Here is a 14,409-nt window from a genome sequence, read left to right on the forward strand (position 1 = left end):
CTCAAGGGCCTTTCAGTGCTGGTAGCCGTAGACGCCGCGCGACTGGTCGCGCACGAGTCGGCCCTGTTCGAGTTCGATGACGCGCTTGCGCATCTGGTCCACGATCTGCTGGTCGTGCGTGGCCATGATCACGGTGGTGCCGGTCCGGTTGATCCGGTCCAGCAGCTTCATGATGCCGACCGAGGTCTGCGGGTCGAGGTTGCCGGTGGGCTCGTCCGCGATGAGGAGGGCCGGCCGGTTGACGAAGGCGCGGGCGATGGCCACGCGCTGCTGCTCACCGCCGGAGAGCTCGCCGGGCATGCGGTCCTCTTTGCCGCCGAGGCCCACGAGCTCCAGGACCTGCGGGACGGCCTTGCGGATCTCGCCCCTGGGCTTGCCGATGACCTCCTGGGCGAAGGCGACGTTCTCGGCCACCGTCTTGTTGGGGAGCAGGCGGAAGTCCTGGAACACGGTCCCCAGCTGGCGCCGCATCTGCGGGACCTTCCAGTTGGAGAGCTTGGCGAGGTCCTTGCCCAGGACGTGGACCTGGCCGTGGCTCGCCCGTTCCTCGCGCAGCACCAGCCGCAGGAAGGTGGACTTGCCGGAGCCGGAGGAGCCGACCAGGAAGACGAACTCACCCTTCGCGATGTCCAGGGAGACATCTCTGAGTGCGGGGCGGTTCTGCTTCGGGTAGGACTTGGAGACGTTGTCGAATCGGATCACGGGTGCACCACGGTCGCCGGGAGTAGGTGTGCGGAGTCGGTGTGCGTGACCATACGCGAACGGGCGGGGGGTGGGGGCCCGGCGGCCGGAGTTGCCCGATATATCCCCTGGTCCGGGAGGGGATCGTCCCGGGACGGTCCGTGATTGCCCGGACGGGCCGCGCCGAATGTCGCCGGAGCTGGCACAGTGGTAGGGGAACGCAGTCGTACCTTCAAGCGTTGTTCAAGGTGTTCGTTGTTCAAGGGGACGAGAGGAGGAGAGCGCATGACGTATGACCGGCTCGTGTGCGCGAACTGCGCCGCGCCCGTCAGCCAGGGCCGCTGCCCGGTGTGCCGGGCGAACCGGGAGCGCCTCCAGCAGCAGGAAGGCCCCTTCGGCGGCCTGAACCCCCTGGCGCTCATCGTGCTCCTGGTGGTCCTCGTGGCGGCCGTGGCCCTCCTGGCCCAGCAGACGGCGTAGCTCCCCGTCGCGTCCCGATCATCGACGCCGGCAGACATTCAGAGACAGAGATGGCGAAGGGCCCGGACACCCAAGGTGTCCGGGCCCTTCGCCGTGCATGGTGCGTGGCGCGTACCAGCGCTTACGCGGTCTGCTCCTGCTGCTTGCGCCAGCGGATGCCGGCCTCCAGGAAGCCGTCGATCTCGCCGTCGAGCACCGCCTGCGGGTTGCCGACCTCGAACTCCGTCCGCAGGTCCTTGACCATCTGGTACGGGTGCAGGACGTAGGAGCGCATCTGGTTGCCCCAGGAGCTGCCGCCGTCCTTGAGGGCGTCCATCCTGGCCTGCTCCTCCTGGCGGCGCCGCTCCAGCAGCTTGGCCTGGAGGACGTTCATGGCGCTGGCCTTGTTCTGGATCTGCGAGCGCTCGTTCTGGCAGGAGACGACGATGCCGGTCGGCAGGTGCGTGATGCGCACCGCCGAGTCGGTCGTGTTGACGCCCTGGCCGCCGGGGCCGGAGGCGCGGTACACGTCGACGCGCAGCTCGGTCTCGTCGATCTCGACGTGGTCGCTGGTCTCGACGACCGGCAGCACCTCGACGCCCGCGAAGGACGTCTGGCGGCGGCCCTGGTTGTCGAAGGGCGAGATGCGCACGAGCCGGTGGGTGCCCTGCTCGACCGAGAGGGTGCCGTAGGCGTACGGGGCCTTGACGACGAAGGTGGTCGACTTGATGCCGGCCTCTTCCGCGTACGAGGTCTCGTAGATCTCGGTGGGGTAGCCGTGGCGCTCGGCCCAGCGCAGGTACATGCGCTGCAGGCGCTCGGCGAAGTCGGAGGCGTCGACGCCGCCGGCCTCGGCGCGGATGTTGACCAGCGCCTCGCGCTCGGCGTATTCGCCGGAGAGCAGGGTGCGGACCTCCATCTCGTCCAGCGCCTTGCGCACGGAGACCAGCTCGGTCTCCGCCTCCGCGAGGGTTTCCGCGTCGTCCATCTCCTGGGCGAGGTCGAACAGCACCGCGAGGTCGTCGATGCGACCGCGCAGGGTCTCGGTCTTGCGGACCTCGGCCTGGAGGTGCGACAGCTTGCTCGTGATCTTCTGAGCGGCCTCCGGGTCGTCCCACAGGGACGGCGCGGCGGCCTGCTCCTCAAGCACGGCGATTTCTGCCCTCAGCTTGTCGAGGTCCAGGACGGCCTCGATCGACCCCATGGTCGAGGAGAGGGACTTCAGCTCTTCGGAAACATCGACGACTGCCACGGGTCCAGCGTAGCCGGTCCGCGGGCGGCACCGTCCGGGCAGGCCGGATCACCCGTTCTGATGAGCGGGGGAACGGGCGTACGCTCACGGTATGACTCTGCTCCTCGTCAAGCGCCGCCATGTGGACCACATGCGTGTCACGACGACGAGCTGTCTGCCGCCGGACCTTCCCCAAGCCTGATCCACCCCGATCCGACTTGGTCCTGTACGCGGCCCAAGCGGCTCCGGCGCCACCCCTGCCGGCGGCCCTCCCCATCCGCTGCCCCGACACCTCTGGGGAACAGGACCCCGTGACATCCGAAACGGAGCCGTCATGCCGTCCGCGCACACCGACCTTCCCGCCGATTCCGCAGTTCCGGCGCTTCCCGTCATCGACCTGTCCCAGGCCGACGACCCGGCCCAGCGGGCCGACTTCCTGAAGAAGCTGCACGCCGTGGCCCGGGACACGGGCTTCCTGTACCTCACCGGGCACGGGATCACCGAGGCCGAGACCGCCCGCGTGCTGGAGCTGACCAGGGCCTTCTTCGCCCTGCCGGAGGCCGACCGGCTCGCGGTGAGCAATCTGAACTCGCCCCACTTCCGCGGGTACACCCGCATCGGCCACGAGCTGACCGGCGGCGCGTCCGACTGGCGCGACCAGCTGGACGTCGGCGCCGAGCGGCCGGCGCCCGCCCTGGGGCCGGACGACCCGGCGTACCTGTGGCTGGAGGGCCCGAACCAGTGGCCGCAGGCCCTGCCGGAGCTGCGGCCGGTGGTGCTGGAGTGGCAGGCGCGGCTGGCGGCGGTGGCCCACCGGCTGCTGCGGGAGCTGCTGACCTCGATCGGGGCTCCGTCCGACTTCTTCGACGCGGCGTTCGCGGACCGGCCGCACCTGCACACGAAGCTGATCCGCTACCCGGGATCGGCCCCGTCGGGCGCCGGCCAGGGGGTCGGGGCGCACAAGGACTACGGGTTCCTGACGCTGCTCCTGCAGGACGGGGTGGGCGGGCTCCAGGTCGTCCGGGACGGCGGCTTCGTGGACATCCCCCCGATGCCGGGGGCGTTCGTGGTCAACCTGGGCGAGCTGCTGGAGATCGCGACGGAGGGGTACCTGGTGGCCACGGACCACCGGGTGGTCAGCCCGCCGGGGGCGGTGGAGCGGTACTCCGTGCCGTTCTTCTACAACCCGCGATTGGACGCCGTGATCGAGACGGTGCCGGGCGAGTACCTGCGGTCGGCGCCGGGTGTCGCGCACGACGCCTCGAACCCGCTGCACGCGGAGTACGGCCGCAACGAGCTGAAGGGCTGGACCCGGGCCCACCCGGCGGTGGCCCGGCGCTGGCACCCGGAGCTCGTGGAGGCGTAGTCCCGGCCGGGGTGCGCGGGTGCGGGGGGCCGCTCCCGCGCCCGGCCACGGCTGCGGCCACGACCCACGGCACGGCTACGGCTACGGCTTGGCCGGGGTGGAGTGCTTGGTGTCCTGGGGCGGGGGCTCGTCCCCGGAGGTGGCCAGCCACGTGCCGACGCCCAGCGCCGCGGCCAGCGCCACGGCCCCCGCCGTCAGCGCGAGGCGCCGCTTGCGGGCCGTCTCCGCGCGGTGGCGGGCCGAGCCGGGACGGTGGCCGCCCGCGGGGCGCGGGACCCGGGCCGTGCCCAGCGCGCCCCCGGCCAGCTCGTCCGGCCCCGGCACCCGCATCGAGGTGTGGGTGTCCCGGTTCGAGTCGGTCGCGGAGCCCGGCACCAGCGGGACCACGCCCCGCCGACGAGGGGACTCGGTCTCCTGGACCGGCTCCGCCGACGACTGCTCGGGCTCCGGTTCGTCCGGCTCGTCCACGTCCAGCGGCGGCATCCCGGCCAGGAGGGGGAGCAGCTCCCGCAGGCGGAGCGAGAGTTCCGAGGCCCGCAGCCGGGAGGCCGGCGCCTTCGCCAGGCACTGCACGATCAGCTGCCACAGCTCGTCGGGGATGCCGGGGAGCGGAACCACCGTCTCCGTCACGTGCCGGCGCAGGACCGCGCCCGGGTGCCCCCCGCCGAACGGGGTGAACCCCGCCAGCAGCTCGTACAGCACCGTCGCCAGCGCGTATATGTCCACCGCGGCCCGCGGCGGCAGGCCCTCCACGATCTCGGGGGCCAGGTAGTCCGGGGTGCCGATGATCCGCGTCGTCGTCGCCGAGGCGCGTGCGCCCGGTACCCCGGACGGGGCCCGCCGCGGCGAATCGATCAGCTTGGCCACGCCGAAGTCGGTGAGCAGCGCGGGGTGCGAGCCGCCGGGCCCCAGCGGCCCCTGCATGTCCAGCAGGACGTTCTCCGGCTTCACGTCCCGGTGCACGACCCCCGCGGCGTGCGCCGCCGCCAGCGCGTCCGCGACGTCCGCGACGATCGCCACGGCCGCCTCGGGGGCGAGCCGGCGCTCCCGGTCCAGGCGCGTGCGCAGGTCCGTACCGCGTACGAGGTCCATGACCAGGGCCAGGTCGTTGCCGTCCACGACGAGGTCGCGGACGGACACGACGTGCGGATGGTCCAGGCCGAGCAGCGCGCTGCGCTCTTGGACGAATCGTCCGACCAGCTCCTGGTCGGACGCGAGGTCCTCGCGCAGCAGTTTGACGGCGACGGGCCCGTCCGGCCCCTCGCCCAGCCACACCGTGCCCGCGCTGCCGCGCCCCAGGATCTGGTGCGCGGTGTACCGGCTGCCGATCTTCCGTGCCACGACTGCTCCCTCAGCGGCTGGCGTACGCACCAAAGCTACGCGGCCGGATGGGGGTTGAACGCCCCGGAACACGGCGACCTTCACTTCTGGGGGCGAAATCACGTCCCAGAAGTCGACAAATCAACAACCCAGCACTGCGGGCGCCCGGTTCAGGGCGTTCCGCCGCCCGAGCCGCCGCCCGTGGAGTCGCCGATGGCGGTGACCCAGTCGACGACGTCGGAGCCCCAGGTCCACAGCTGGTCGAACCAGCCCTTGCCGGTGCCGACCCACTCCTGGAGCGGGGTGAGCTCCCAGACCAGCCAGCCGGCCACCACGAACAGCAGGATCATGACCAGGCAGCCCTTGAGGCAGCCCAGGCCCGGGATCTTGATCGGGTTGGCGCTGCGCGGGCGCGGCTCGCGCGGCTCCCGGCGCTGCGGCGGGGCCTGCGGGGGCTGCTGCTGCGGGGGCTGCTGCCGCTGGGGGGCCTGCCGCTGCGGGGCCTGCCGCTGGGGCTGCTGCTGAGGCTGCTGCTGGTACGGAGCCTGCTGCGGCTGCTGGTACTGCTGAGGCGGCGGCTGCTGCTGGTAGTACGGCTGCTGCGGAGGCTGCTGGTACTGCGGCTGCTGCTGGTACTGCTGAGGCGGCGGGCCCTGACGGTACTGCGGCGGCTGCTGGGGCCGCTGCTGCGGCGGCGGGGGCGCCTGTCGCTGCGGACGCCGGCGCAGCGGGTCCTCGCTCGGGTCGAGGTACTGCATCTGCGTCTGCTCGTTGCGGTCGCGCGCGGCCTGCATCTGCGACTGCCACGGGTGCGGCTGGTCCGGCTGCTGCACCGGGGGCATGACGGAGGTCGGGTCCGCGCCCGGGCCGCCCTGGCCACCGGGACCGCCCGTGCTGGGCAGCACGGAGGTGGCGTCGGCCGCGCCGACCGGCGGGAGCACGCTGGTCATGCCGTTCGGGTCGTACGCGCCCATCGGCGAGGCGGCGCCGACGCGGCCGGGCAGCACCTGGGTCGGATCGGCGCCGCCGCCCACGCCCGGCGTCTCGGGGACCGGCGCCGGCGAGGGGTCGGGCGCGAGCAGCGCGCCGACGCCGAGGGCGGCCTCCACCTCGGCGGGGGCGCTGTGCACGCCGATGCCGGAGGCGACCACGCGCAGGCCGCGGGCCAGGTTCTCCGCACTGGGCCGCTCGTTCGGCTCCTTGCGCAGGCAGCGCTCGATGACGATCCAGAGCGGCTCGGGCACGTTCGGCGGCCGCTGCGGGTCCTCGCTGAGGTGGCGGTGGAGGACTTCGAGGGCGCTGCCCCCCGCGAACGGAGGGCGTCCGGTGACCAGTTCGTAGAGCAGGATGCCGGCGCCGTAGACGTCGACGGCGGAGGTCTGCGGACGCCCCTCGGCGGACTCGGGGGCGACGTACGCGGGCGTGCCGACGAACTCGTGCGTGCGCGTCAGGCCCGGGGAGTCGGCGAGGCGGGCGATGCCGAAGTCGGTCAGCATCGGCTTCATCTGGCCGCCGCGCTCGTCGAGCAGGACGTTGGCGGGCTTCAGGTCGCGGTGGACCACCCCGTCGGCGTGGCTGGCGGCGAGCGCGTCCGCGATCTGGGCGGTCAGCAGGCTCGCGGCGACCGGCGTGAAGGGGCCGTTCTGCCGGATGTACTTGTGCAGGTCAGGACCGTCGATCAGGTCCATGACCAGGGCGAGCAGGTCGCCCTCGACGACGAGGTCGCGGGTGCGCACGATGTTGGGGTGCGTCAGGCGCAGCAGGACCGAGCGCTCGCGCAGGAAGCGCATGACGATGTCCGCGTCCTGGGCCAGCTCCTCTTTGAGGACCTTGATGGCCACGGTCTCGCCGGGCTGCCCGGCGACGGCGGCCTCCGCGCCGGCCGTCTCCCGCTGGCTGGCACGCCAGACGGTGCCCGTGGCGCCGCGTCCGAGCGGCTCTACGAGCAGGTACTTGCTGCCGACTGGCCGCACGTCTCGCGCTCCCTGCTGTCGTCCTGCTGTGGTTCGTTTCGTGGTGCGTTTTTCCGGCCCACTCTAGGGGGTGTCGTCGGGGAAGACGCGGGGCGCCGGAGGTTGGTTGCCGCACATTTGTACGAAGGGTGAGGTTTGAGGGGTATGCCGGGGGCGATTTTCCCCGGCCATGTTCCACTTTTCGGCCGGAGTACCCGCCCGGGCGTGTACGCGACACGCGCAGGGCCGTGATCATTCAAGATCATTTATTGCCGGGTGCCGGGCGTGTTGTCAGCGACAGGTGCGAGGATGCACCCGTACGGAACGGCCGGGACGGGAGCCCGCGTTCCGGGCAGACCTGACCGGACGACGCGCCGTGCCGGGTGGGGGGTTGATCGGGGCGGCCATGCCCCGTCGCACCCCTGCCGGGCGCACGCACCGCGCACCGCGCAGAAGGGACCGCTGACGGCGATGCAGATCCGGCTGACCGTCCTTGGGTCGCGCAGCGGCCACCAGACCGCGCCCGCCGGCTGTGACGTGCTCGTCACCGCGCCCGTGGGCACCGCGCTCGCCGCCGTGGCCTCCGGGCTCGCGGCGACCGTCGGCGGGCCCGACACCGGCGGCACGGTCGTGCTGTACGCCGGTACGGAGCGGCTCGACCTCCAGCGGCGGGTGCTCGGGGAGCCTCCGCTGGTGGACGGGGCGGTGCTGGGGCTGCACGCGCCGGTGCCGGGCGTCCTGCCCGACGGGCACGTCCTGCCCGCCGGGACGGACGCGCAGCTGCACGTGGTGGCGGGGCCGGACGCGGGCGGGGTGCACCTGCTGCACCCCGGGGCGATCCGGATCGGGCGCTCGGCGGACGCCGACGTGCCGCTGGACGATCCGGACGTGTCGCGGCTGCACTGCGCGGTGACGGTGATGCCGGACGGCCGGGTGGCCGTGGCCGACCTGAACTCGACGAACGGTACGACGGTGGACGGCGCGCCGGTGGGCGCGCAGCCGGTGGCGCTGGCGCCCGGGGCGCTGCTGCGCATCGGCGAATCGACGCTCCGCCTGGCCACCGACGCCCCGGCCCCCCTCCCCCTGGTCCCGGACCTGGAAGGCCACCTGTCCCTCCCGGCCGCCCGGGGCGGCCCGCGGGAGGGCACGCCCGGCTCCCTCACCGGCCGCCACGGCGAGCCCGGCGCGGCCGGCGGGCCCGGCGGCCCGCAGGGCCCCTCCCCCCACCCCGCCCCGTCCCGGCACGGGGATTCTGCCCCCGACCCCGACGGGCACCGGCCGTACCCCGACTCCGACACCAACGGGGCCGGGTGGAGCGGCGCGGCCTCCGGGGTCGGATCGGGCGCCGGCCTGCACATCGGTGCGCCCGGTACGGGCCGGGCCGGAGCGGAGTACGGCGCCGCCGGCTCCCGCGAGGGCATCGACGCAGCCGGACAGCGGCCGCGCAAGCGCGGGCTCGGGGCCTGGGCCCGCAAGTGGGTCCGGGGCGAAGAGGACCCGGGGTACCCGGGCGTCGCCGCCGAAGCCGTCACGGCCGCCGCGCCCGATGCCGACGATCCCGCCACGCTGCTGCTCGCCGCGCTGGGGCCCACCCGGCGGCTGTGGTCCCGTGGCCGGGGGCGGCTGGACGTCGGGCTCGGGGCGGGGAGCCGGATCGCGTTCCAGGAGGTCGGCGCACTCGGCATCGCCGGGCCCCGCGCCCGGCTGACCGGCGTCGCCCGCTCCGTGATCGCCCAGCTCGCCGCCCTGCACGGGCCCGGCGAGCTGGAGATCGTGCTCCTCGCCGCCGACCGCACCCGCGCCCTCCCCGAGCGGCGCGCCGACTGGGGCTGGCTCGGCTGGCTGCCGCACGTACGGCCCGCGCACGGCCAGGACTGCCGCCTGCTCCTCGCGTACGACCGAGACCAGGCCGGCGCCCGCACCGCCGAGCTGACCCGCCGCCTCGACGAGAGCCCCCTCGGCGAGAGCGCCCCCGGCGACGCCCACCACGGCCCGTACACGCTCCTCGTCGTCGACGGCGATCCCGGCGCCGCCGCGCTGCGCGACATCACCGGCCGGCTCGCCGCGCACGGCCCGGCCGCCGGGATCCACCTCCTCGTGCTCGCCGAGACCCCGGCCGCCACACCCGCCTCCCCGCTCGCCGAGACGTACGAGGCCGCCTGCGCGAGCGGCCCCGCCTTCCGGACCTGTGGCGCGGCCGCGCTGCTCAGCGGCGATGTGGCCACCACCGTACGGACGTTCACGGTGACCGGCGGCGAGCCGTCCGCGTCCGGTACCACCGCCACCGCCGACGCCGTCTCGGCCGCCTGGGCCGAGCGCTTCGCCCGCTCCCTGGCCCCGCTGCGCGCCGAACCCTCCCCCTCCGGGCCCCGCCCGGCCGTCGCCGCCGCGCTCCCGAACACCGCCCGCCTCCTGGACGAGCTGGGGCTGGCGCGGGCCACCCCGGCCTCCCTGATGGCCCGCTGGGCCGCCGCCACCGACCAGGGGCAGGGCGTCGGCGGCCGCGCCGAGCTCGTGCTCGGCAGCGGTCGGCGCGGCCCGGTCGGCGCCGAGCTGGTCCAGGACGGCCCGCACCTGCTCATCGAGGGGCCCGCGGGCAGCGGCCGTACGGAGCTGCTGCGCTCGGTGGCCGCCTCCCTCTCCGCGGCCGCCCGCCCCGACCGGCTCGGGCTGCTGCTCCTCGACGGGGCCGGCGGCGAGCGCGGCGACGGGCTCCAGCCCTGCACCGAGCTGCCGCACGTGTGCGCGCACCTCGTGGCCTCCGACCCGCTGCGCATGCGGGAGTTCGCCCAGGCCCTCGGGGCCGAGCTGAAACGGCGGGCCGAGCTCCTGGACGGCGCCGCCTTCGCCGAGTGGCACGCCCGGCGGGAGGTCTGCGACCGGATGGTCGCGCCCCGCCAGCCCAGCCCCGGCGAGCTGCTCGGCGACCTCGAACCCCAGCGCACCGGCACGCTCCGGCTGCGCGCCTCCGCCGTGCGCACCGACCCGGCCGGCCCGAGCCCCCTGCCCAGGCTGGTGGTGCTGGTGGACGACTTCGACGCGCTGGTCGCGCCGGGGCTCGGCAGCACGGGCCGCCCCGCCGCCGGGTCCGTCGTACGGGCGCTGGACGCGGTGGCCCGCGACGGCGGCCGGCTCGGGGTGCACCTGGTGGCCACCAGCGCCCGCCCCGACCGTACGGCCGACACCGAGCTGGCGCGTACGAACCCGCTGAGGGTCGATCTGGACGCCCCCGACCAGCCGGGCCCCGGCCGCGGCCGGCTGCGCTGCCCCGACGGGCGGACGGTCCCGTTCCAGGGCGGCCGGGTGACCGGCCGGATCCCGCGGACGGCGACGCAGCGGCCGACGGTGGTCCCGGTGGAGTGGGAGCGGATGGGCGATCCGCCGGCCCGCCGGCCCGTGCGCGAGCTGGGCAACGGCCCCACCGACCTGGCACTGCTGGCGAGCGCCCTGGACCGGGCCTCGCACCTGGTCTCGGCGATACCCGTGCTGTTCCCGCCCGCACCCTGAGCCCGTCCCCAAGCCCCCGGCGCGGTTCGACGCGGTATTGCGGGGGTACGCGGCTCGGCGTAGACCTTGTGGGGCGAGTCACACGACAGGTCACACCACGGGCACACCACGGGCATCGGGGGCAGAGCCATGCGAAGGCAGGGAACGGGCCGGACGAAGGACCGCAGCCGTACCGGCGGCCGGAGAGGGAGCCGCGCGGTCGCCTGGACGGCCCTCGCGGCCGTGGGCGCGCTGACGCTCGGCGCCTGCGGGGACGGGGACGGGAAGTCCGACCCGCCGCAGGGCGCGCAATCGTCCCCGGAGGCGAGGCCGCCGGTCGCGTTACCTCGGCTGGACGGCGAGAAGCTGGAGGTCGCGGCCGTCTGGACGGGTCCGGAGCAGGCGAACTTCACGAAGGTGCTGAAGGAGTTCGAGAAGCGGACCGGTGCCACGGTCACCTTCGTCCCGGCCCAGGACCCGATCGTCACCTTCCTCGGTACGAAGATCGCGGGCGGCCAGCCGCCGGACGTGGCGCTGCTCCCGCAGGTCGGTGCCCTGACCGCGGCCGTGCAGAACAAGTGGGCCCAGCCGGTCGGCCCCGAGGCCAAGGCGCAGCTCGACGCGAACTACGCGGACGGCTGGAAGAAGCTGGGCGCGGTCGACGGCACCCAGTACGGCGTGTACTACAAGGCCGCCAACAAGTCGCTGATCTGGTACAACGCGAAGGCCTTCAAGGCGGCGGGCGTGGAGCCCCCCAAGACCTGGAAGGAGCTGGTGGAGGCGGCCGACACGCTCTCCGCTTCCGGCACCCCGGCCGTCTCGGTGGCGGGTGCGGACGGCTGGACGCTCACCGACTGGTTCGAGAACGTCTACCTCTCCCAGGCGGGTCCGCAGAAGTACGACCAGCTGGCCAAGCACGAGATCAAGTGGACGGACGACAGCGTCAAGCAGGCGCTGACCACGCTCGGCGAGCTGTTCGGGCGCAAGGACTTCCTGGCGGGCGGGGCGAGCGGGGCACTGGCCACCGAGTTCCCGAAGTCGGTGACGCAGACCTTCACCGGGGGCGACCGCCCCGCGGGCGCGATGGTGTTCGAGGGCGACTTCGTGGCCGTGAACATCGCGCAGACGGCGGCGAAGGTCGGCGAGGACGCCCTCGTCTTCAACTTCCCGGCGGTCGGCGCCAAGCCGCCCGTGATCTCGGGCGGTGACGTGGCGGTCGCGCTGAAGCCGTCGAAGGGCGCGCAGGCGCTGCTGACGTTCTTGGCTTCCCCGGACGCGGGCGAGATCCAGGCCCGCGAGGGCGGGTTCATCTCGGCGAACAAGGCGGTGAACCCGGGCGCCTATCCGAACCCCATCCAGCGGGACATCGCCAAGGCCCTGATCGCGGCGGGCGACGACTTCCGCTTCGACATGTCCGACCAGGCCCCGGCGGCGTTCGGCGGGACCCCGGGGGCCGGCGAGTGGAAGGCGCTCCAGGACTTCCTGGCGAACCCGTCGGACGTGACGGGCACGCAGGCCAGACTGGAGGCGGACGCGGCCAAGGCCTACGGGAACTGATCCGGTGACCGCCAAGGCCGCCAAGGCCGCCACGCCCGCGGGGGCCATACCGGCCACGCCCGCTCGGTCCGCTCGGTCCGCGGAGACCCGGCGCCGCCGCCTCGTCGCGGCGGCGTTCCTCCTGCCCGCCCTGGTGCTGCTCGGCGCGCTCGTCGTGCACCCGATCGGCTACTCCCTCTACCGCAGCTTCTTCGACCGCTCCGGCGACACCTTCGTGGGCGGCGCCAACTACGGCGAGATCCTGCACGACGACACGATCCGCACGGCCCTGGGGAACACGGCGCTGTGGGTGGTGCTGGCCCCGACCACCGCCACCGCCCTCGGGCTGATCTTCGCGGTGCTGACCGAACGCGTGCGCTGGGGAACGGCCTTCAAGCTGCTCGTGTTCATGCCGATGGCCATCTCGATGCTGGCGGCGGGCATCATCTTCCGGCTCGTGTACGACCACGACCCCCACCGGGGCATCGCCAACGCGGTCTGGGTCGGGGTGCACGACACCTTCGCGGAGTCCTCGGCCTTCCCGAAGGCCCGCCCGGGCCGCGACTCCCCGCTGGTCCCGGCCGCGGGGGCCGGCGCGGGCGGCTTCACGACCCGTGATCCCGTACGGGCCGGGGTGCCGGTGCTGCTCCCGCTGGTCGGCGTGGCCCCGGAGGACCTGCCCGGTGGGACCCGTACGGCCGGGGCCGCGCCCGCCGAGCCCGGCAAGGTCACCGGGACGGTCTGGCAGGACTTCACCCGGGGCGGGGGCGGCCGTACCAACGCGGTCGACCCCACCGAATCGGGCCTGGCCGGGATCCGGGTCGAGGCGGTCAAGGACGGCCGGGTGGTCGACTCGGCGACGGCCCGCGCCGACGGCACGTTCACCCTGTCCGCGAAGGCGGACGGGGCGGTGCTGCGGCTGCCCGCGTCGAACTTCCGCGAGGCGTACGCGGGGGTGGAGTGGCTCGGCCCGACGCTGGTGACCCCGGCGGTGATCGGGGCGTACGTGTGGATGTGGGCCGGGTTCGCGATGGTGCTGATCGCGGCCGGGCTGGCCGCCGTACCGCGGGAGCTGCTGGAGGCGGCGCGGGTGGACGGGGCGAACGAGTGGCAGGTGTTCCGCCGGATCACCGTGCCGCTGCTGGCGCCGGTGCTGGCGGTGGTCCTCGTCACCCTCGTCATCAACGTGATGAAGATCTTCGACCTGGTCTTCGTGATCGCGCCGGGCTCGGTGCAGGACGACGCGAACGTCCTGGCCCTCCAGCTGTACCGGACCTCCTTCGGCACGGATGCCGATCCGGGGCTGGGCAGCGCCATCGCGGTGCTGCTGCTGGTGCTGGTCCTCCCGGTCATGCTCTACAACATCCGCAGGCTGCGGAAGGAGGGGGCCCGATGAGCGCCGCCGCGCAGGCCCGCCCGAAGGCAGGTGCCGGAGCCCGTCCCGCTCCGCGCGCCGGTGCCCGGGCCGGCAAGCTGGCCGCGGGGGCCGCGGCCGGGGCCGTCCGCGTGTTCCTGGTCCTGGCCGCGCTGTTCTGGCTGATGCCCACGCTCGGGCTGCTGATCTCCTCGTTCCTCTCCCCCACCGACCTGAACAAGGGCGGCTGGTGGCAGGCGCTGACCGCCCCGACCCGGCTGACGGCCGACAACTACGAGCGGCTGCTGGCCAACGACACCATCACCAGTGCGCTGCTCAGCACCGTGGCCATCGCCGTCCCGGCGACCCTGCTGGTGGTCGCGCTGGGCTCGTTCGCCGGATACGCCTTCGCCTGGCTGGAGTTCCCGGGACGGGACTGGCTGTTCCTGGTCGTGGTCGGGCTGCTCGTCGTCCCGGTACAGGTGGCGCTGATCCCGGTCTCCGAACTCTTCGGCGCCATCGGGCTGTTCGAGACCACGGCCGGGGTGGTCCTGTTCCACACCGCGTTCGGGCTGCCGTTCGCCGTCTTCCTGCTGCGCAACTTCTTCGCGCAGATCCCGCGCGAGCTGCTGGAGGCGGCCCGCCTCGACGGTGCGGGCGAACTGCGGCTGTTCGCCCGGGTGGTGCTGCCGCTGGGCGGGCCGGCGATCGCCTCGCTCGGCATCTTCCAGTTCCTGTGGGTGTGGAACGACATGCTGGTCGCGCTGGTGTTCGCGGACTCGGCGAACCCGCCGATCACGGTCGCGCTCCAGCAGCAGGTACGGCAGTTCGGCAACAACATCGACGTGCTGGCGCCCGGTGCGTTCCTGTCGATGATCGTCCCGCTCGTCGTCTTCTTCGCCTTCCAGCGGCAGTTCGTCACGGGGGTGATGGCGGGAGCGGTCAAGTAGCGCACGGCGGACCGGTGCAAGGTGGTTGACGTGCGGCGTTGACGCTGGGTAACCCGAATGCCACACGCTGCGTA

The 14,409-nt window shown here is 73.8% G+C and carries 10 protein-coding genes; 6 read left to right on the forward strand and 4 right to left on the reverse strand.

Annotated features, from left to right (window positions below; genetic code table 11):
* Nucleotides 1–12: 12 nt before the first annotated feature.
* Complete coding sequence (gene ftsE, locus AB0M92_RS30585; protein WP_030161344.1) at nt 13–702, reverse strand: cell division ATP-binding protein FtsE; 690 nt, start codon at nt 700–702, stop codon at nt 13–15.
* A gap of 264 nt (nt 703–966) precedes the next feature.
* Between ftsE and AB0M92_RS30590 the strand changes: the two genes are divergently transcribed.
* Entirely contained in the window at nt 967–1,161 is a 195-nt protein-coding gene (locus AB0M92_RS30590) for a hypothetical protein (protein WP_366105547.1), read from the forward strand.
* A 121-nt stretch (nt 1,162–1,282) separates the two neighbouring features.
* Here AB0M92_RS30590 and prfB read toward each other — a convergent pair whose 3' ends face one another.
* Nucleotides 1,283–2,392 carry a peptide chain release factor 2 gene (prfB, locus tag AB0M92_RS30595; RefSeq protein WP_366105548.1) on the reverse strand — a complete coding sequence of 370 codons (1,110 nt, stop codon included), beginning with the start codon at nt 2,390–2,392 and terminating at the stop codon, nt 1,283–1,285.
* 313 nt (nt 2,393–2,705) lie between these two features.
* Here prfB and AB0M92_RS30600 point away from each other — a divergent pair, with 313 nt between their 5' ends.
* Nucleotides 2,706–3,737, forward strand: a complete 1,032-nt coding sequence (locus AB0M92_RS30600; RefSeq protein WP_366105549.1) for a 2-oxoglutarate and iron-dependent oxygenase domain-containing protein — start codon at nt 2,706–2,708, stop codon at nt 3,735–3,737.
* 81 nt (nt 3,738–3,818) lie between these two features.
* On the opposite strand, the gene AB0M92_RS30605 is transcribed toward AB0M92_RS30600, so the two are convergent.
* Nucleotides 3,819–5,078 (reverse strand): serine/threonine-protein kinase, encoded by a 1,260-nt coding sequence (locus AB0M92_RS30605; protein WP_366105550.1) that lies wholly within the window; start codon nt 5,076–5,078, stop codon nt 3,819–3,821.
* A gap of 149 nt (nt 5,079–5,227) precedes the next feature.
* Nucleotides 5,228–7,030: a serine/threonine-protein kinase gene (locus AB0M92_RS30610; protein ID WP_366105551.1), complete on the reverse strand. Its 1,803-nt coding sequence runs from the start codon at nt 7,028–7,030 to the stop codon at nt 5,228–5,230.
* Between the two features lie 450 nt (nt 7,031–7,480).
* Here AB0M92_RS30610 and AB0M92_RS30615 point away from each other — a divergent pair, with 450 nt between their 5' ends.
* The 4 genes from AB0M92_RS30615 (at nt 7,481) to AB0M92_RS30630 (ending at nt 14,335) form a co-directional block, all read left to right on the forward strand.
* Complete coding sequence (locus tag AB0M92_RS30615; RefSeq protein WP_366105552.1) at nt 7,481–10,516, forward strand: FHA domain-containing protein; 3,036 nt, start codon at nt 7,481–7,483, stop codon at nt 10,514–10,516.
* Between the two features lie 129 nt (nt 10,517–10,645).
* Nucleotides 10,646–12,052 carry an ABC transporter substrate-binding protein gene (locus AB0M92_RS30620; protein WP_366105553.1) on the forward strand — a complete coding sequence of 469 codons (1,407 nt, stop codon included), beginning with the start codon at nt 10,646–10,648 and terminating at the stop codon, nt 12,050–12,052.
* Between the two features lie 46 nt (nt 12,053–12,098).
* A complete protein-coding gene (locus tag AB0M92_RS30625; RefSeq protein WP_366105578.1) occupies nt 12,099–13,427 on the forward strand; it encodes a sugar ABC transporter permease in 1,329 nt (442 codons plus the stop codon).
* A complete protein-coding gene (locus AB0M92_RS30630; protein WP_366105554.1) occupies nt 13,424–14,335 on the forward strand; it encodes a carbohydrate ABC transporter permease in 912 nt (303 codons plus the stop codon). Before AB0M92_RS30625 ends, AB0M92_RS30630 begins: the two co-directional genes overlap by 4 nt.
* Nucleotides 14,336–14,409 lie beyond the last annotated feature (74 nt).

Origin of the sequence: Streptomyces sp. NPDC051582 (assembly GCF_040681715.1) — a bacterium.
In the GTDB taxonomy this organism is placed as follows: Bacteria; Actinomycetota; Actinomycetes; order Streptomycetales; family Streptomycetaceae; genus Streptomyces.

Bases quoted from the DNA above. Each gene is read 5' to 3' on its own strand.
- AB0M92_RS30600 (WP_366105549.1), top strand. From the start codon at position 2,706: ATGCCGTCCGCGCACACCGACCTTCCCGCCGATTCCGCAGTTCCGGCG.
- AB0M92_RS30630 (WP_366105554.1), top strand. From the start codon at position 13,424: ATGAGCGCCGCCGCGCAGGCCCGCCCGAAGGCAGGTGCCGGAGCCCGT.
- AB0M92_RS30620 (WP_366105553.1), top strand. From the start codon at position 10,646: ATGCGAAGGCAGGGAACGGGCCGGACGAAGGACCGCAGCCGTACCGGC.
- AB0M92_RS30615 (WP_366105552.1), top strand. From the start codon at position 7,481: ATGCAGATCCGGCTGACCGTCCTTGGGTCGCGCAGCGGCCACCAGACC.
- AB0M92_RS30590 (WP_366105547.1), top strand. From the start codon at position 967: ATGACGTATGACCGGCTCGTGTGCGCGAACTGCGCCGCGCCCGTCAGC.